The 18,598-nt window shown below is 41.6% G+C and carries 17 protein-coding genes and 1 other annotated feature; of the genes, 5 read left to right on the top strand and 12 right to left on the bottom strand.

Going from position 1 to position 18,598, the window contains the following annotated elements; all coding sequences use genetic code 11:
• Positions 1 to 208: 208 nt before the first annotated feature.
• The 3 genes from H9631_RS05365 to H9631_RS05355 all read right to left on the bottom strand — a co-directional run bounded on the left by H9631_RS05365 (position 209) and on the right by H9631_RS05355 (position 3,070).
• Complete coding sequence (locus H9631_RS05365; RefSeq protein WP_191810670.1) at positions 209 to 1,435, bottom strand: MFS transporter; 1,227 nt, start codon at positions 1,433 to 1,435, stop codon at positions 209 to 211.
• 235 nt (positions 1,436 to 1,670) lie between these two features.
• Complete coding sequence (locus tag H9631_RS05360) at positions 1,671 to 2,234, bottom strand: TetR/AcrR family transcriptional regulator (protein WP_191810668.1); 564 nt, start codon at positions 2,232 to 2,234, stop codon at positions 1,671 to 1,673.
• A gap of 119 nt (positions 2,235 to 2,353) precedes the next feature.
• Positions 2,354 to 3,070 carry a TerC family protein gene (locus H9631_RS05355; RefSeq protein ID WP_191810665.1) on the bottom strand — a complete coding sequence of 239 codons (717 nt, stop codon included), beginning with the start codon at positions 3,068 to 3,070 and terminating at the stop codon, positions 2,354 to 2,356.
• Between the two features lie 183 nt (positions 3,071 to 3,253).
• Here H9631_RS05355 and H9631_RS05350 point away from each other — a divergent pair, with 183 nt between their 5' ends.
• The 3 genes from H9631_RS05350 to H9631_RS05340 are packed head-to-tail and all read left to right on the top strand — an operon-like array spanning position 3,254 to position 5,198.
• Positions 3,254 to 3,622, top strand: a complete 369-nt coding sequence (locus H9631_RS05350; protein WP_191810663.1) for a GntR family transcriptional regulator — start codon at positions 3,254 to 3,256, stop codon at positions 3,620 to 3,622.
• Positions 3,622 to 4,518 carry an ABC transporter ATP-binding protein gene (locus H9631_RS05345; RefSeq protein ID WP_191810750.1) on the top strand — a complete coding sequence of 299 codons (897 nt, stop codon included), beginning with the start codon at positions 3,622 to 3,624 and terminating at the stop codon, positions 4,516 to 4,518. The genes H9631_RS05350 and H9631_RS05345 overlap by 1 nt, the downstream gene beginning before the upstream one ends.
• The gene (locus H9631_RS05340; RefSeq protein WP_191810661.1) at positions 4,515 to 5,198 is read left to right on the top strand and encodes a hypothetical protein; all 684 of its coding nucleotides are present in this window, start codon (positions 4,515 to 4,517) and stop codon (positions 5,196 to 5,198) included. The genes H9631_RS05345 and H9631_RS05340 overlap by 4 nt, the downstream gene beginning before the upstream one ends.
• Positions 5,199 to 5,397: 199 nt before the next feature.
• Here H9631_RS05340 and leuD read toward each other — a convergent pair whose 3' ends face one another.
• From leuD to ilvE, 9 genes are all read right to left on the bottom strand, one after another.
• On the bottom strand, positions 5,398 to 5,985 hold the full coding sequence (gene leuD, locus H9631_RS05335) for a 3-isopropylmalate dehydratase small subunit (RefSeq protein ID WP_191810659.1): 588 nt from the start codon (positions 5,983 to 5,985) through the stop codon (positions 5,398 to 5,400).
• Entirely contained in the window at positions 5,982 to 7,397 is a 1,416-nt protein-coding gene (gene leuC / locus H9631_RS05330; RefSeq protein ID WP_191810657.1) for a 3-isopropylmalate dehydratase large subunit, read from the bottom strand. Before leuC ends, leuD begins: the two co-directional genes overlap by 4 nt.
• A 10-nt stretch (positions 7,398 to 7,407) precedes the next feature.
• Positions 7,408 to 8,508 (bottom strand): 3-isopropylmalate dehydrogenase, encoded by a 1,101-nt coding sequence (gene leuB / locus H9631_RS05325; protein ID WP_191810655.1) that lies wholly within the window; start codon positions 8,506 to 8,508, stop codon positions 7,408 to 7,410.
• 26 nt (positions 8,509 to 8,534) lie between these two features.
• Positions 8,535 to 10,079: a 2-isopropylmalate synthase gene (locus tag H9631_RS05320; protein WP_191810653.1), complete on the bottom strand. Its 1,545-nt coding sequence runs from the start codon at positions 10,077 to 10,079 to the stop codon at positions 8,535 to 8,537.
• Entirely contained in the window at positions 10,066 to 11,100 is a 1,035-nt protein-coding gene (gene ilvC / locus H9631_RS05315; RefSeq protein WP_160706530.1) for a ketol-acid reductoisomerase, read from the bottom strand. Before ilvC ends, H9631_RS05320 begins: the two co-directional genes overlap by 14 nt.
• A gap of 17 nt (positions 11,101 to 11,117) precedes the next feature.
• A complete protein-coding gene (gene ilvN / locus H9631_RS05310) occupies positions 11,118 to 11,633 on the bottom strand; it encodes an acetolactate synthase small subunit (protein WP_120114799.1) in 516 nt (171 codons plus the stop codon).
• The gene (gene ilvB, locus H9631_RS05305) at positions 11,630 to 13,351 is read right to left on the bottom strand and encodes an acetolactate synthase large subunit (protein ID WP_191810748.1); all 1,722 of its coding nucleotides are present in this window, start codon (positions 13,349 to 13,351) and stop codon (positions 11,630 to 11,632) included. Before ilvB ends, ilvN begins: the two co-directional genes overlap by 4 nt.
• Before the next feature lie 128 nt (positions 13,352 to 13,479).
• Positions 13,480 to 13,727: a binding site (T-box leader), on the bottom strand.
• 2 nt (positions 13,728 to 13,729) lie between these two features.
• Positions 13,730 to 15,394 (bottom strand): dihydroxy-acid dehydratase, encoded by a 1,665-nt coding sequence (gene ilvD / locus H9631_RS05300; RefSeq protein ID WP_191810651.1) that lies wholly within the window; start codon positions 15,392 to 15,394, stop codon positions 13,730 to 13,732.
• Positions 15,395 to 15,412: 18 nt separating this feature from the next.
• A complete protein-coding gene (ilvE, locus tag H9631_RS05295) occupies positions 15,413 to 16,312 on the bottom strand; it encodes a branched-chain-amino-acid transaminase (RefSeq protein ID WP_191810649.1) in 900 nt (299 codons plus the stop codon).
• A gap of 335 nt (positions 16,313 to 16,647) precedes the next feature.
• Between ilvE and H9631_RS05290 the strand changes: the two genes are divergently transcribed.
• Positions 16,648 to 17,310, top strand: a complete 663-nt coding sequence (locus tag H9631_RS05290) for a hypothetical protein (RefSeq protein WP_191810647.1) — start codon at positions 16,648 to 16,650, stop codon at positions 17,308 to 17,310.
• 18 nt (positions 17,311 to 17,328) lie between these two features.
• Positions 17,329 to 18,588 (top strand): efflux RND transporter periplasmic adaptor subunit, encoded by a 1,260-nt coding sequence (locus tag H9631_RS05285; protein WP_191810645.1) that lies wholly within the window; start codon positions 17,329 to 17,331, stop codon positions 18,586 to 18,588.
• Positions 18,589 to 18,598 lie beyond the last annotated feature (10 nt).

Below are 18,598 nucleotides of genomic sequence, written 5' to 3'. Positions count from 1 at the left end.
TTTGAATGTCTTGAACTACCCATGTATGTAATTCTTGAAGCAATTCTACTAGAAGGTCCACTAGGGTGATCAGAGTTCATCCTAGTGGACCAAAACTTTTTTCGATAAAACTAATCTCATCAAAAAGCCTTGGCTGGATCTACAATCCAGCCAAGGATTTTGTTCATATTTTGATTCCAAATTCAACATACAGAAACAGGGAAAAAGGTTAATCCACCCGTTGAGCAATATCTACCGCTGGTACACCCTCTTGACTTCTCATGCTCTTTTTCCTTGTTAAAGACAATCCATATGTCGATAGGATGACTACCCCACTTGCAATCAGAATCGTAACTTTTGACGTAAACACATCCGTCAGCACTCCTCCCACTAGGGGACCGATAATAGCAGCGCCGGCAAAAAATATATTAAATAAGCTGTATAAAGCTCCGTAAGAGTTTTGTTCTCCTTCTTTTTGTGTATTCCCAAGCATTGTTAACGTGGGTGAAACCGCGAGCCCTATACTTGCCCCCAATAATAATAAAGCAATAATCATTGGAATGGTGGATTTAGCTATGACGACGAAAGGCAAAACTAGACCTGTGCAGAGCAAACCTACCAGCACAACCCGGCTCGGTGTGTATTTATTGATTAAATATCCAGATACCGGAGCCATTATTCCATAAGTTAATGTAATGACTCCAAACATTAGACCAATAAAAAATGAATTCCCACTGAACGTGCTGGCTAAATAAATCGGCAAAATGGGTTCTAGCATCGTCAATGCTCCTTCACCGACAACCATTATGGTCAAAATCCAAACGACTTCCCGCTGTTTTAATAAATCCACAACCCTCGTCGGTACCTGAACAGCCGTTCTTGGCTCATCCTGCAAGTAGATAGCTGCTGTAATCATAACAATGATTAATAGCACCGAAATCGTGTAAAAAGGGGTTGCATACCCACCAAATTCAATCAAAAAACCGCCAATCGGAGCTCCTAACAATGTACCTGCAGACATGCTGGTCATCGCTATTCCCATGGCAAACGCCCTTTCCTTTTTAACGAACATATCAGCAAGGAGAGCCAGCGAAGCAGTCCAAGTTGCTGCTGAAGCAATACCTTGAAGCCCCCTCGCAATAATAAGCATTTCAAAATTGAACGGGTGTGCAAATACAATAGTCGAAAGTGTGAGTCCAATCAATCCGATCACAATCGGTTTCTTTCTTCCGATTCGATCTGTTAAATTTCCAAAATAAGTGGTGAAAATCAATAAAGTAATGGAATAGCTGCTGAACAAAACACCTATCAAGGTTGGTGAAGCGTTGAAATTCTCTTCATAGTAAGGAGTCAGCGGTATAATAACGCTATATAGTAGCATATCTAAAAACAAAATTGCAGTAGCAAACATTAATGCTAGTCTTTTTTTCGTACTCATTTGCTTAATAAAATTCATATCGCACCTCTATAAAAACATAAAAACTATTTAAGTTTTATTAGTTTTTTCAAAAAAATACAACTAATCGCCAAAGCTTAGATCAAACGTGCCTTGACATATTTACGTACAGATTTTCCCGAGCTTGGCTCGATAAATTCCCTCGGAGGATTTAACTTTATTCAACCGGGTTTGAACCCCAATGGAATGCCCATATGCTATCATCTCACCACTAACAGAAGTGTGGGACTTCTGTTTAAAGGCTGGCATCTTTTTCAACCATTCCGAACAACAATACATTCACAATGCCGTCCATTGCCTCCTGCACAGTTATTCGATTTTCCCAAATAAAGCGCCGGTCCAATGTTAGATTCGTAGCATCTATAACCAACCGCATGAGTAATTCCACATTTTGCTCTTTAATGAGTCCTTCCTTAACCCCCTGTTCAAGCAGCTTTTTTAAAGCTTCCCATTCCTCAAGTGAATGATTCATTCTTTGCCACTGTTTAGGATAATATCGCTTCATTTGTTCCAAAATCTGCAAATCATAAAACTCATCATATTTTGGAACAACCTTAATGGCTGCTTTTATTTTTTCTAAAAGGGTTAAACTGCTATCCTGAATAATAGCATCTGTTTTTTCATCAAATTCTGTGATCGTTAATTCTATAATAGCGTCCAGAATTTCAATTTTGGACGAGAAATGCTCATATAAAGTGCGTTTGCTTATGCCCAGTCTCCCTGCTAAATCATCCATCGTAAATTTAATTCCCTTATCTTTTACCTCATCAACAAAAGCCTGCATAATCCGATCTTTCATTGAAATACTCCTTTTGAAAACTATTTAAACAAATAAAGTTTAATTCGTTTTATTGCTGGTTTCATTATACAGACTAAGATGGAAAACAGCAAGAGATGTTTAACTCAAATTTTCTTTATTCAAAACTTCCGGTGAATGGAAATCCGATGATTTTTCATATATGTCACGAGGCCGATCACTACAATAATAATGACAGCCCCATTGGCAGCTGTATTTACGATATTAACCTGGGGAACAAGTGAATCGGCAAAATGAATCCAACCTTCCATCCAGGGATCCTTTGCAATGGACGTAATGGCATTCTGAGCAATAAATCCTCCCGCAATCACATTAATCCAAGGGATCGCGGCAGCCAGCTTCACAATGAGCCGCAAAAAATAGAGTGCGATTAAAAGACTGCAAAATATTCCTAATGAAATAGTTGGGATATGGTCGGAAATGTTTGAAATGATGAGAACACCATCCCAGCAAATCAAAAAGTCAGTTGCAGCCAAAGCTGCCAATATCCTTATCTTATGAAAAAGTGAACGTGAGTAACGGGCAGGCCTTACCCTATCTACTCCATAAATCAGCTTTGTTACAAGTTTATAAGAAATGACCAGTAAAATGAATCCGGTCAGTACATGAAATAGCGGAACATCTGATAGCCCTTCTACAACACCAACATATAAAGTCCGAGTAAATGTCAGTAGAACTGCCGCAAAAAAAGGAACTTTAAAATTAGAATGTCTTCGTAATATCGCTCCAAGAATCAACATATTGTCAATGTCGCTTACCATTGTCATAAAGAACACTTGGAGGAAGTCCTGGATCATATAGGTCTGATCTCCTTCCATATGCCTTTCCACTATTTGTATGTGGAAAAGCCCAAATCATTCCCCAACCGACGAGTTTAGCAATAGAAAAATGAACAGTCCCAACGCTTTGGAGAGTCATCTTGGCAAATTAATCATTGACTTTTAAAGTTAAACGTTATATGGTTAATTACATAAGTAACTAACCAACATGGTGGTGAAGCAGTGAGTAGTTTAATTGATGATGGACGTCCTATTTTTATTCAAATTGCCGAGCGTATTGAAGATGATATTATTTCCGGCGTTCTCGTGGAAGAATCCCAAGTCCCCTCCACAAATCAGTTTGCAGCATTTTATAAAATCAACCCTGCTACTGCCGCGAAAGGAGTCAATTTGCTGGTGGATGAAGGAATTCTTTATAAAAAGCGAGGGATTGGCATGTTTGTTGCTGAAGGAGCGCGAACGAAAGTGATTGAAAAACGGAAAGAGATCTTTTTTGAACAATATATCGTTACGATGATACATGAAGCAAAAAAACTCGGCATTACAACTGACCAATTAACCGATATGATTCGTAGGGGAGATGACAAATGATGGAGAACGTTGTCGAGATAAAACAATTGGAAAAATCATATAGTAATTTTAAAGCTGTACAAAACGTTCATATGTCCATTCAAAAAAATAAAATTTATGGCCTTCTTGGAAGGAACGGCGCGGGGAAGACCACATTAATGAAAATGATGACTGCGCAGATTTTTCCAACTAGCGGAGAGATCAGGGTTTTTGGTGAAAGTCCTTTTGAAAATAACCAAGTGCTGCGGCAAATTTGCTTTATCAAGGAAAGCCAACAATATCCGGTTAATTTTATAGTTCAAGATGTATTGGATGTATCCAAATCCCTTTTTCCAAATTGGGATCATGACTTTGCATACTCCCTTATAAATGACTTCAACCTGCCCTTAAAGAGGAGGATCAAAAAACTGTCGCGCGGAATGTTATCAGCTGTCGGCATTGTTATAGGCCTCGCTAGCCGTGCACCGCTCACCGTTTTCGATGAACCTTATCTAGGACTGGATGCCGTATCCCGCGGGACTTTTTATAACAGGCTAATGGAGGATTATGTAGAAAATCCGCGAACTGTTATTCTCTCCACACATTTAATTGATGAAGTCAGTAATTTGCTTGAACATGTATTAGTGATTAAAGATGGACAGTTGATGATAGATCAAGACGCTGAGGATCTGAGGGGAATGGCTTATACTGTTACAGGAAAAACAGCTCAAGTTGAAGCATATTTGGCTGGAAAAGAAGTGATTCACCAAGAACCGTTTGGAGGATTGCTTTCAGCCACTGTCATTGGAAGTGACAATAGCTCTGGTCCGCATCAAGCTGAGACGTACGGTCTTGAAGTAACACCCGTTTCATTGCAGCAATTAATTGTTCATCTAATGACCGGGAAGCCTGATCAACAAGGAGTGATGGAAAAATGAATATTCAAGGTGTTTTAAACATTCATAGGAAAGATCGCTGGGGATGGCTCTTTATTCCATCGATTATTCTCTCTTCAAGCTTCTTGATCAATTTGATTGTCAGCCTTCTAATCAATAATGAAGAACCATTTTATACAGGCGGAGTATCATCCATTTTTATTTATGTGCTTGTATTAGGAATTTTAGTAGTCACCCAATCCTTTCCATTTGCGATAGGGATGTCCGTCACACGAAAAGCATACTTTTGCGGCACTGCTTTGATGGGGCTAATAGCGAGCTTCATTATAGGCACTTTATTATGTATTCTTTCTTTCTTAGAAAACTTGACCAATGGCTGGGGAAACAGGTTTCACTTCTTCCACTTTCCTTACTTAAATGATGGTTCCTTCTTAGAGCAACTAGTTATGTACATCATTTTATTCACCTATTTATTTTTTGTCGGCTTTCTGATTGCAAGCTTTGCACGACGTTTTGGTGGAAAAGGCATGCTGCTTTTAATATTGGCTTTTCTGCTGATCAGCAGTATCAGCGTGATTCTGCTACATCAATTTCAAGCGTGGTCCCATATCTTCCAATGGTTCTTATCACAAACAGCTGTCGAGCTTTCTTATTGGTTGTTACCGTCTATCCTTATCAGTACGGTTCTGTCATTTTTACTGCTTCGAAGAGCATCCATTTAGCAGTACTTAATATTTTTCAAATCTTGAATCAGTTTTAACTGTTAAGATCTTCTGCATCCTGTTGTGATGCTAGAAAATTTTGGGCCTTTGATCTCTAAAAAAGACTTGCCTGCAGGCATCAAGCCAGCTGACAAGTCTTTTTTAAAAGATAAGAAAGCACATTTATTGTTTTCATTTCAAAAATCGCTTTGCACTTTTTTTATTTGGCACTTAATTTTTCATACACTGAAATTTCATCTTCCAGCTGCAGAGTCAATGCAATTTCGTCCCAGCCGTTCAAAAGCATTTGACGGCGATATGGATCAATTGAGAAAGTATACGTCTTTCCATCCCCAGTCTCAATTGTTTCGCTTTCCAGATTGACTGTAATCTGAAGTGGTTTTTCTTTACCAGACTGCAGAAGTTCATCAATCTCTGACTCTTTTAATTGAATAGGCAAAATACCATTTTTAAAGCAATTGCTATGGAATATATCAGCAAAGCTTGCTGCAATGACAACACGGAATCCGAAATCACCCAAAGCCCAAGGCGCATGCTCCCGGGAGGAGCCGCATCCGAAGTTTTCACGGGCCACAAGGATTTCGCTGTTTTTATATTCAGGTTTATTTAAGACGAAGTCAGCTTTCTCTGTTCCATCGTCATTGAAACGCCAGTGGTAAAACAAATATTGTCCGAATCCAGTTCGTTCAATCCTTTTTAAAAATTGCTTTGGGATGATTTGGTCAGTATCGACGTTCACGCGATCTAACGGTGTTATGACGCTTGATACTTCTTTGATCGGCTTCATGCGTGAACCTCCCCTTTCATCAAATGCCTTACATCTACGAATCGGCCTTCAACAGCCGCAGCGGCTGCCATTGCAGGGCTGACAAGATGAGTACGGGATCCATTGCCTTGACGCCCTTCGAAGTTCCGGTTTGATGTGGAAGCACATCTTTTACCCGCAGGGACCTGGTCTGCATTCATAGCAAGGCACATGCTGCATCCTGTCTCACGCCATTCAAATCCAGATTCAAGGAAAATTTGATCCAAACCTTCCTCCTCAGCCTTAGCCTTTACAGTACGGGAACCTGGTACTGCGATAGCTGTTACGCCTTCGCTGACTTTCCGGCCTTTTAACACTTCAGCAGCCGCTCTTAAATCTTCGATTCTTGAGTTTGTACAGGACCCAATAAACACGTACTGTATATCTACATCGGTCATCTTGGCTCCGCCAGTTAATCCCATATATTCAAGGGCTTGTTCAATTGATTCTTTCTCAGACCCGCTCGCAGCATCCTCAGGTGTCGGAATGTTTTCCGAAATGCTTACACCCATAGAAGGGTTTGTTCCCCATGTTACAAATGGCTCAATTTCGGAAGCTTCAATCTCAATGACTGAATCGTATTCAGCACCAGCATCAGATGCAAGTTGTTTCCATCCTGCTACCAACTTATCAAACTCTTCTCCAGCCGGAACATACTCCCGGCCTCTCAAATATTCGAAAGTTGTTTCATCCGGACTGATAAGGCCAGCCCTTGCTCCTGCTTCAATGGACATATTACAAACAGTCATGCGTTCTTCCATCGTCAAATTCCGGATGGCTTCACCTGTGTACTCAATGACATGCCCAGTTCCAACGTCAACACCATACTTGGCAATGATCGCTAAAATCAAGTCCTTTGCAGTAACTCCGGTGCCGAGCTCACCGTTCACTTTAACCTGCATTGTTTTCGGCTTTTGTTGCCATAACGTTTGCGTAGAAAGTACGTGTTCCACTTCACTTGTTCCGATTCCAAAAGCAAGAGCTCCAAACGCACCGTGCGTGGAAGTATGACTGTCTCCACATACGATGGTTTTGCCTGGCTGCGTTAAACCAAGCTCTGGCCCGATAACATGGACAATCCCCTGGTCAGGATGGCCCATGCCAGCCAATGGCACTTCAAACTCCGCACAGTTTTTCTCCAACGTAGTCATCTGTGTTTTTGCTATCGGATCTGTTACCTCTTCATTTATTCTTGTTGGAATGTTATGGTCCATAGTGGCAAACGTAAGATCAGGTCTTCTCACTTTACGTCCGTTTAAGCGCAATCCCTCAAACGCCTGCGGTGATGTTACCTCATGGACGAGGTGCAGATCGATATAGATAAGATCCGGTTTTGAATCTTCACTATGAACAACGTGCTTCTCCCAAATTTTTTCAATGATGGTTTTCCCCATCTTCCACACCTCACTTATACGCTGCTAAAATATGGTCTGAAACTAATTCACTTTCAATTTCGTTGATGACTTTTTCTGTCATTTCAGTTGTAGTCAATCTTTTTCCGCCTTGTGACTTAAACTCACCTGTGCTAAATCCGGCCTCTAATACTTTTTTGACTGCTTCTTCAATGGCATTTGCTTCCTGATTCATGTCAAAAGCAGTTCTTAGCATCATCGCACCGGATAAAATAGCTCCCAACGGATTTGCTTTATTCTGTCCTGCAATATCTGGAGCAGATCCATGAACTGGCTCATACAAACCGAATCCATCTGCACGAAGACTTGCTGAAGGCAACATTCCAAGCGAACCGCAAATGACGGAAGCTTCATCACTTAAAATATCACCAAACATATTTTCAGTTACAATTACGTCGAAAGAAGCTGGAGAAGTAATCAACTTCATAGATGTAGAATCTACAAGCATATGCTCATATTCCACGTCAGGATAGTCAACTGCAATTTCTTCCACAATTTTACGCCATAGACGGCTTGACTCTAAAACGTTAGCTTTGTCTACTGATGATACTTTTTTCTTTCGGATTTTGGCCAATTCAAAAGCAAATCTGACAACACGCTCAATTTCTTCGCGCTTGTACACTAATGTGTCCACTGCTTCTTCATCTGTGTGATAGCTCGGCTCCCCGAAATAAAGACCGCCTGTCAGCTCCCTGACGAATACCAAGTCGACGCCTTCTGCAACTTCCTCCTTTAAAGGAGAAGAGGAAAGCAATATTTTATATGCTTGCACGGGCCTTAGGTTCACACTCAATTCAAAGTGCTTACGAAGTTGAAGAAGCCCCTTCTCCGGCCGAAGTTCCTTTGGATAATGATCCCACTTCGGCCCCCCGATCGCTCCGAGTAAAATGGCATCACTTTCTTCGCATTTCTTGATTGTCTCTTCAGGAATCGGATGACCGGCTTGATCAAGGGCATCTCCGCCGAGTAATCCATGCACCCACTCAAATTCATGTTGGAAGCGGCGGCCGATTGCATCCAAAACTGCCGTTGCCGCATTCGTTACTTCTTTGCCAATACCGTCTCCAGCGAGTACAGCTACCCGTTTCTTCATCCCGTTTTCCTCCTAATTGTTATTTTTTATACTGACGTTGTAATAAGTTGTTTCATTTTCGATTGAAGCAGGCTTCTGTTAACTGCGTTCAAATAGGCTTTCGCAGATGCTTCCAATACATCCTGTGCTGCTCCTCGGCCTGTAAATTCTTCACCATTGAATGTCAGGTTGATGACTGCTTCACCTAGAGCATCCCGGCCTTTGCCGATGGACGAAACCCTATAGTCCAATACATGGACTTTTCCGTCAACGATACGTTCTAGTGTATTAAAGATAGCTTCTACGCTACCCGCACCGTTGCAGGCATCTTCCTTAATCATACCGTCAGGTACTTTGACACGGGCAGTAGCCATTGGGCTGTCCTCTGTTCCATAATGAACCTGAACGGATTCAAGTTCATAGGTGGCAGCACCTTCATCTTTCAATTGCTGCTGTGTCAAAATAGTCCACAGATCCTCAGATGTAATTTCTTTTTTACGGTCAGCCAATTGCTTAAATTCCTTAAATGCCTGGTTGAGAGCATCCTTGTCAAGCTGGAATCCCATGGATTTTGCGCGGTCATTAAAGGCATGACGGCCGGAATGCTTCCCAAGAACTAAGTTGTTTGATTCTTCACCAATCAATTCAGGTGTGATAATTTCATATGTTGTCGGCTCTTTCAATACGCCGTCTTGGTGAATACCAGATTCATGAGCAAAGGCATTTTTACCAACGATAGCCTTGTTAGCCTGGATGATCATTCCTGTTAGTTGGCTGACAAGCTGGCTTGTGCGTTTAATTTCATTTAATGTCAAATTGGTCTGAACATTATAGGCATCTTTTCTTGTATAAAGAGCTACGCCAACTTCTTCAAGAGCGGCATTCCCAGCTCTTTCACCTAAACCGTTGATTGTTCCCTCCACTTGATCCGCGCCGTTTTCAATAGCGGCAAGTGTGTTAGCCACTGCCATTCCCAAGTCGTTATGGCAATGGGAAGACAATTTTACCTGATCGACATTCGGAACATTGTCTTTCATATATTTAAACATAGCCCCGTATTCATGAGGTGTTGCATATCCGACTGTGTCTGGAAGATTGATGACGGACGCGCCTGCTTTAATTGCCTGTTCTACGATATGTGCAAGGAATACAGGATCAGATCGGAACGCATCTTCAGCGGACCATTGGACAATTGGGAAAAACTGTTTCGCATATTTGATGGACTCAACAGCAGTTTCCACGACTTGTTCAGGAGTCTGTTTCAACTTATGAGTCATATGAATAGGTGACGTCGCAATGAAGACATGAAGCCTTGGACACTCAGCTACTTTAAGAGCTTCCCATGCAGCATCGATATCCGATTTTACAGAGCGCGCCAATCCTGTTACAGAAGAATTTTTGATAGTGGAAGCAATCTGTCTAACCGCATCCAAATCGCCAGGAGAGGCGGCGGGGAATCCCGCCTCCATAACATCCACTCCAAAGCGTTCCAACTGCTTCGCTATTTCGAGCTTTTCGGCTGTGTTTAAATTGACTCCTGCCGACTGCTCACCATCACGAAGCGTTGTATCAAAGATGTCAATTTTTCTCACTAGCTACCACTTCCTTGCCGGCTTTCTTTTTGCCCGCTTTAACAAATGGCATCATTTCACGAAGTTCTTGGCCGACTTTTTCGATGAGGTGCTCACTTTCACGTTGGTTGATTGCGTTAAATTCAGGTCTGTTCAATTGGTTCTCAAGCAACCAGCCTTTTGCGAACTTTCCTGTTTGAATATCATCCAAGATATCTTTCATACGATCTTTTGTATCAGCATCAATTACACGTGGTCCAGATACGAAGTCTCCCCATTGAGCTGTATCAGAAATGGAATAGCGCATGCCTGCCAATCCATCTTCATACATAAGGTCAACGATCAATTTCAATTCATGCAAACACTCGAAATACGCAACTTCAGGCTGATAACCAGCTTCTACAAGTGTTTCGAAACCAGCTTTTACAAGAGCTGAAGTTCCTCCACAAAGTACTGCCTGCTCTCCAAAGAGATCTGTTTCTGTTTCTTCTTGGAAAGTAGTTTCCAAAACGCCTGCACGCGCACTTCCGATTCCTTTTGCATATGCTAAAGCGATATCTCTAGCGTTCCCTGTAGCATCTTGGTAAATAGCGAACAGTGCTGGTACACCAGCGCCTTCTTGGAATGTACGTCTAACTAAATGTCCAGGTCCTTTAGGTGCTGCCAAGAATACATCCACGTTGGATGGAGGAACGATTTGACTGAAGTGTACGTTAAATCCGTGAGCAAATGCCAACGCTTTTCCTTCAGTTAATTCAGGCTTGATTTCATTCTCATATACAGATGTTTGTCTTTCGTCTGGAAGAAGAATCATGATGATGTCTGCTTGGGATGCTGCTTCTCTAACAGTGTAAACCTCATGTCCGTCTTCTTTTGCCGCCTCAGCAGATTTTCCTGGTCTGATACCGACGATTACGTCAAATCCGCTTTCTTTCAAGTTGCTTGCATGTGCATGTCCTTGGGAACCGTAACCCATAATCGCGATTTTCTTTCCTTGGATTGCTGCCTCATTAATTTCGTTATTGTAGTAAACTTTTGCCATTTTAATCCATCTCCCTTTTATAATTGTAAAATTGATAGTTGTGGTGCATCTTGCTTTTGTTGCTCTCGGACAAAGGCTGTTGCCCCAGTCCTGGAAATATCCTTTATTCCATAAGGCTTCAATAGTTCGATAAATGCTTCGACTTTTGAAGGTTCGCCAGTGACTTGGACAGTGATAATATTTTTTCCAATGTCAATGACTGTTGCCCTGAACGGTTCAATGATACTGTATACTTCGCTGCGAACCGACGGCGGGCAAGACAGTTTGATAAGAGCCAACTCACGGGTAACCGCTTTGTCGGTAATATCCGTTACTTTGAGTACGTCAATTTGCTTTTGCAATTGTTTTGAGAGCTGCTCCATTTTAGATAAATCATCAATCGGAACAATCAAGGTCATTTTGGAAATATTAGGGTTTTCAGTAGGCCCTACTGTAATGCTCTCAATATTGAACTGTCTTTTTGAGATTAATCCGGTAATTCTGTTTAACACGCCGCTATTATTGTGGACTGTCAATGTTACAACGCGTTTCATTCTCCCACCCCGATCATTTCATGTAGTCCTTTGCCTGGTGCAACCATTGGATATACATTCTCATTTTGTACGACGCGGCAGTCAATCAAAACTGGTTCCTTACTGTTCAGTGTTTTTTCTAAAAGTTCTTTTGCCTCTTGCTCTGTCTCAACTTTATATCCTTTAATTCCATATGCTTCAGCCAGTTTAATGAAGTCTGGCTGTTCAGGAATGAGGGATTGGGAGTATCGCTCATCGTAAAACTTCTCTTGCCACTGGCGTACCATGCCAAGGGTCTTATTGTTTAAGATGATAATTTTAATTGGAAGGTTAAACTCCCTGACAATAGCCAATTCCTGAAGGCACATTTGGAACCCGCCATCACCTGAAATGGATATGACTGTTTTTTCAAGATCAGCCAATTGGGCACCGATTGATGATGGAAAACCAAAGCCCATGGTGCCAAGCCCTCCGGAAGTAACCCAATGATTCGGTCCGTTAAATTCGTAATATTGGGCGGTCCACATTTGGTGCTGCCCTACGTCTGTTGTAACGATGGCATCGCCGCCTGTCATCTCATGGATCATTTTAACCACATGCGGTGCAGACAGTTCGTTTTCATTAGAAACTGGCTTTTTAAAAGGATATTTCTCTTTGTATCCTTGGATATGCTCAGTCCAAGCAGAAATCTCTGGCAATTTAAATTCCATCTCAACAAGTCGTTTCAATACTACCTTCGCGTCAGCAACAATCGGGATATGAGTAGGGACATTCTTACCGATTTCCGCCGGATCGATATCAATATGGGCAACTGTTGCATTCGGTGCAAAATGTTTGAGATTACCTGTTAGGCGGTCATCGAAACGCGCTCCGAAGTTAATAAGCAAATCACATTCTGTGATGGCCATATTAGCTGTGTAAGTTCCATGCATACCGGCCATACCCAAAAACTGTGGATGATCCCCAGGAATACTTCCAAGCCCCAGTAGAGTATTGGTAATCGGAAATCCCGTCTTTTCGACGAATGCTTTTAATTCGTCGGCTCCCCTTGAAAAAATGACGCCTGCACCTGCCAAGATAAGTGGCTTTTTAGCTGTCGATATGACATTGGCAAGCTTTTGAAGCTGTAAATAATTCGGCTTCGTTGTCGGCTGATAACCTGGTAAATGGAGAGGCTCATCTGGATATTCTCCAGCGGTTTCTGTTGCGATATCTTTAGGGATATCAATCAGCACAGGGCCTGGTCTTCCACTATTAGCGATATAGAACGCCTCTTTAATAATGCGTCCAAGATCTTCAAGCTTCTTTACTTGATAGTTATGTTTTGTGATCGGCATTGTAATTCCGACAATATCAGACTCCTGAAATGCATCTGTTCCAAGAACAGGACTTGCTACCTGTCCTGTGAAGATAACAAGGGGAATGGAATCCATCATCGCATCTGCAATACCTGTAACCAAGTTGGTTGCGCCTGGTCCGGAAGTTGCAATGACAACACCCGGTTTACCTGTTACCCTTGCGTATCCTTCGGCTGCATGGATGGCCCCCTGTTCATGTCTTGTAAGAATATGCTTGATGGGGTTTTTATAAAGCGCATCATAGATTGGAAGGACCGCACCTCCCGGATATCCGAAAATTATTTCTACGTTCTCTTTTTGCAATGCTTCTATGAACAAGTCTGCCCCTGTCTTTGCTTGTTCCTGTACGGCCGTGTCTGGTTGTTGGTTGCCAGTTTTCATCGGGAAACCTATACTCACCACTAGCGCCTTCCTTTCAAATTTATATTTTTGAGCCTGTACTGACTATATATGAACTTTTGGGTGCAAAAAAAAAGTCTTCTCAGCCCACACAAAAGGAGAACCTTTCATGCAGGGATGAAAAAACTTTCATGGTACCACCCTACTTTTCAGTGTCAATCACTGACTTAAGAACAGCTGTACAGCCATTCATTGATAACGGGAACTCCTAAGTATCCCCGTGAATCCCTAGTCGCTTTCGCTTTTAGGATTCCGGCTCCAAGGTGATGTCGCGAATGACTGCATTGCCGGCTTCCAGCAGTACCGGCTCTCTGTAAATGCAGGAGTTCACCCACTTTTTCCTTATCATTGCCTTCAGTTTTATATTTTCATTACTCCGCCTGTATTTGCGGAAGTGACCAATTTCGAATATCTAGCCAAATAGCCCTTTTCGATTTTTGGTTCAAATGGCTTTAAATTCTGTTTCCGTTCATTTAATACTTCATCATCCACATTCAATTGGATTGTACGGTTGACTAAGTCTATAAAGATTTCGTCACCGTCTTCAACTAATGCAATCGGTCCGCCGTCAGCAGCTTCCGGTGAAATATGTCCAATCGAGATTCCACGTGAAGCTCCGGAGAAGCGACCATCGGTGATAAGTGCTACTTCTTTTCCAAGTCCTCTTCCAGCAATAGCCGATGTAGGAGCAAGCATTTCTGGCATGCCAGGTCCGCCTTTTGGTCCTTCATAACGAATAACCACTACATGACCCGCTTGGACAGTCCCGTCATTGATACCATTTTGCGCGTCTTCCTGAGAGTCGAATACGATAGCCTTGCCAAGAAATGTCTTGATTGAAGGATCGACCGCTCCCACTTTGATGACCCCGCCATTTGGAGCAATGTTTCCGTAGAGGATGGATAATCCTCCAACTGGACTATATGCATTTTCCCTTGGTCTTATGACTGCTGGATTTTTAATCACGCTGTCTTTTACATTTTCATAAACCGTTTTGCCTGTGACTGTCAGACGATCTGCTTCAACTGCTTCCATCTCACAGAGTTCGCGGATGATGGCGCTGATTCCACCAGCATCATGGATATCTTGCATGGTGTAGTCTGAGGCCGGAGCAATTTTCGCTAAATACGGAACTCTTTCAGCCACTTTATTGATTCTAGATAAATCGTAATCTATTTCTGCTTCATGTGCAATAGCCAATGTGTGTAAAACTGTATTAGTTGATCCACCCATCGCCATATCAAGCGCGAAAGCATCATCAATCGTGCGTTCGGAGACAAGGTCTCTTGGCTTAATGTCTTCTTTTACCATTCTAATCAAATGGCGTGCAGCCTCTTTGATTAAACGGTGACGTTCCTTTGAAGTCGCAACAATCGTTCCATTTCCTGGAATTGTCATACCTAGCATTTCCATTAAAGAGTTCATGGAATTGGCTGTAAACATTCCAGAACAGGAGCCACATGTCGGACATGCACTTTGCTCAATGTCGAGAAGCTTCTCTGCAGTCATTTTGCCTGCATGATATGCGCCAACGCCTTCGAATACAGAAGTCAATGTTAGTGGCTCTCCCTCGGAAGAGACACCGCCTTCCATAGGTCCACCGGACACAAAAATGGAAGGGACGTTTGTTCTGAATGCGGACATTAACATACCAGGTGTGATTTTATCACAGTTTGGAATGTAGAATACTCCGTCAAACCAGTGAGCATTGATGACTGTTTCAGCAGCATCTGCAATCAATTCACGGCTTGGGAGAGAATAGCGCATCCCGATGTGTCCCATCGCAATGCCATCATCTACTCCGATTGTGTTAAATTCAAAAGGTACTCCGCCAGCTTCCCAAATAGCTTCTTTGACAATTTCTGCAAATTCATTCAAATGTTTGTGTCCTGGAATAATATCAATATATGAATTACAGACACCAATAAACGGTTTGTCCAGATCTTGTGTTTTAATACCCGTAGCATAAAGCAAGCTTCGGTGAGGAGCACGATCGATCCCCTTCTTTATCATATCACTGCGCATCGTCATCCTCCTCTAATCTTAGCCAACATGTAATGGTTCGTCGTAAACTTTTACTCCGTCTGTTAAAGTCACTTTTCTGAAACTTTCAAGCAGTTCTTTTGTGACAGAACCTGGCTTGCCTTCACCAATAACACGGCCATCTACTTTTACAACGGCGATGACTTCCGCTGCCGTTCCTGTTAGGAAAACTTCATCCGCTGTATAGACTTCATGTCTGGTGAACATAGCTTCTTCAACCTCGTAGCCTTTATCTCTCGCAATCTCGATGATTGTATTTCTCGTTACTCCCACAAGCGCTCCGACATACCCTGGAGGAGTCAATATCTTATTACCTTTTACTACAAATATATTATCGGCAGAACCTTCAGCAACATATCCTTGGTCATTCAGCATTAATGCCTCTTGCACACCAGCAAGGTTCGCCTCTATTTTCACAAGAATATTATTTAAATAGTTCAAAGATTTAATCATCGGGTTAAGGACATCCGAGCGGTTACGCCGGGTGGCCACTGTGGCAATTTCAATTCCTGAATCGTATAGCTCTTTAGGGAAAATCCGAAGTGGTTCAGCAATCACAATCACAGAAGGTTTGCTGCAATTTGCTGGATCCAACCCAAGATCTCCGACCCCACGAGAGACAACAAGGCGAATATACCCATCTTTCAGATTATTTCTACGGAGAGTTTCCACAAGAATTTGTGTCATTTCCTCCTGTGTATACGGTATGTCGATCATAATGGATTTCGCTGATTCATACAGGCGGACTAGGTGCTCATTTAGTCGGAATATGTTTCCTCCATAAGAACGGATACCTTCAAAAACACCATCCCCGTACAAAAATCCATGGTCATATACCGAAATAACGGCCTCTTCTTTATTAACATAGTTGCCGTTGAGGAATATCCACTGTTCACTCACCTTTGTTCGCCCCTCTCGCACATTTGTCGTTTGTGGATGTATTATATAGTACCTTATCATAACGCTGATTCCTTCTTTCGTCAACCATTTTTCAGAATCTTTAGCTGTTCAAAAACCCCCGCAAATACTGTATCCGTTTACATATTGATTCTATCAACGTTATCTATTTTCGACTTTTTTTGAAGAAATCTCATTCCAAAAATGAAGGGGTTTCATATCTGAATTTTTTAGCGATTCGTCGGATTAAATCAAATTTTCATATTTCGGATTACAAAATCAGAGATTATGAGGTAAAATAGAGGAAATTCAATGGTTTTGAGACAGGTGATTTTAAGTTGATTTACCAACTGAGGATATTAAAAGGACTGCTTTATTCAAAAAGAAGCTTCTTCCAATTGGAGAAAGCAGAAACTGTTTACGGGCTTCGTGCCAATATATTGATTTTATTTTTCATAAGTGCCCTCGTCTTTTACGCCTCGGGTTTCGCTGGCATTGGTACACATGTCATGTCATCTGAGCTAACGGCAGTTCCCGACAGCACTTTTGAGTGGCTGAAAAACTATTTTGGCTTGGGACGGTTTATTCATGGACTCGTTTATGCCGTCTTAATCATTTTCTTTCAGGCTCTTTGGTTCTGGACACTTACAGATATCCCATATACCAAACTCATAGTTTTACAAACTTTCATATTTCCTATCTTATTATTGGAACAGATCATCAACATTGTACTGGCCGTTCAAATGGACCTGCCTTGGTTCTCTTCCGCTTTTTCTCTTGGGCCAGTTGCTCATTACATAACTGACAAACGATTTTTAATCTATTTTCTCGGCTCTATCTCTTTATTTAAACTGTGGGTGATTTCAATACAGCTCTACGGTATGCGAATTTTAAGCACCCGACGCCGTCTGCCATCATTTATTATCATTATTAGTATCCATATTATATTTTGGCTCGGTACGACATTTCTTGCATTTCTTGATTTTAAAAAGATCTTATAATGAAAGTGTGCTGTGGCGATGAATAAGTGGCTTCGTTTTATAGTTGTTATGGGAATCATTCTTTTTCTAATAGTGAATATTGCGCTGATCAGCAAAGAAAAGAGTAAAGTCAGCCGCGTGAATCATCTTACAGACTGGTCCCGAATAAAAGAAGTGGATATGGTCGATTCATTCCCTGTTGATGGCATCATTGCTGAGGCGGAGATGTACAATATTATGGCAGAAAAGGGTGAAAGCATAGAGGAATTCTATGTGAGCGAAGGTGATATCGTTGAAGAAGGAACCCCCCTTTTTAACTATCAAAGTGATGACATTGACCGACAAACTGCCATATTGGATGGGGAGATAGAAAGTCTGCAATCAAAGAGAAATAGCATCCAAACCCTGATCAATAATTTAAGGTCTATGCCTCCTCCTGTTACACCTGCAGTGCCTTATACTGATCCCTATAACAATAACACTGATGATTCACTGCCTGTCCCTGAAACTAATCAGGACAGCTATAATGAAGCGGAATGGAAACAAAACATTGAAAGAGAAATTGGCGATAAAATCTTGGAAATGGAAAAGATTGAAGCTGATATAAAAAAACTGGAACAGCAAAGGGACTCGTATTTAAGCGATAAGGACAATCTGTCAATAACCAGCCCCACCACAGGAATCATAAAAGAAATAAATCCAGATTCTAATAAAGTCATGACTATTGTTTCTGATGAAATAATAATGAAGGGGAAACTTAGCGAGGAACAGATGACCCAAGTGGAGGAAGGGATGAAAGTGGATATCCTCTCACATTTATTTAAAAGCCGGTTAACTGGTGAGATCAGTCAAATCGTTAAGCTCCCTTCTAACAAAACGGAGCAGAAAAACAAAAGCCAGTACCCTTTTACAGTTATCTTTGAGCAAGAAGATGAAGAAGTATACATCGGCTATCATGTCACTGCAAATATTATTTTGGAAGAAGAAAACGACGTTCCTGCCGTTCCAGGAAAAAGCATCAAGCGGAATGGAAAAAAATCTTATATTTGGATATTGAACGAAAAAGGACTGGTTGAAAAGCGAAAAATCACCACGGGTTTAGAAGTAGGAAATCTTTATTCCATTACAGAAGGAGCAGAAGCAGAAGAGGTTTACATAACGGATCAACGAGAAGTAATCAGGCAGGCTCCGTTCATCACACCTTTACACGTTCATAAATTGAGCAAAAGTGCTGCAACAACAGACATCTCTCGAAAGAAAGCAATTAAATACATATTCATTGGAATATTGCAGCAATGAAATATCAAAG

It is taken from the genome of Bacillus norwichensis (genome assembly GCF_014836955.1).
GTDB classification, from domain to species: domain Bacteria; phylum Bacillota; class Bacilli; order Bacillales; family Bacillaceae_C; genus Siminovitchia; species Siminovitchia norwichensis.
The sequence above is the reverse complement of the archived record's forward strand: the minus strand, read 5'-3'. Positions and strand labels throughout refer to the sequence as shown.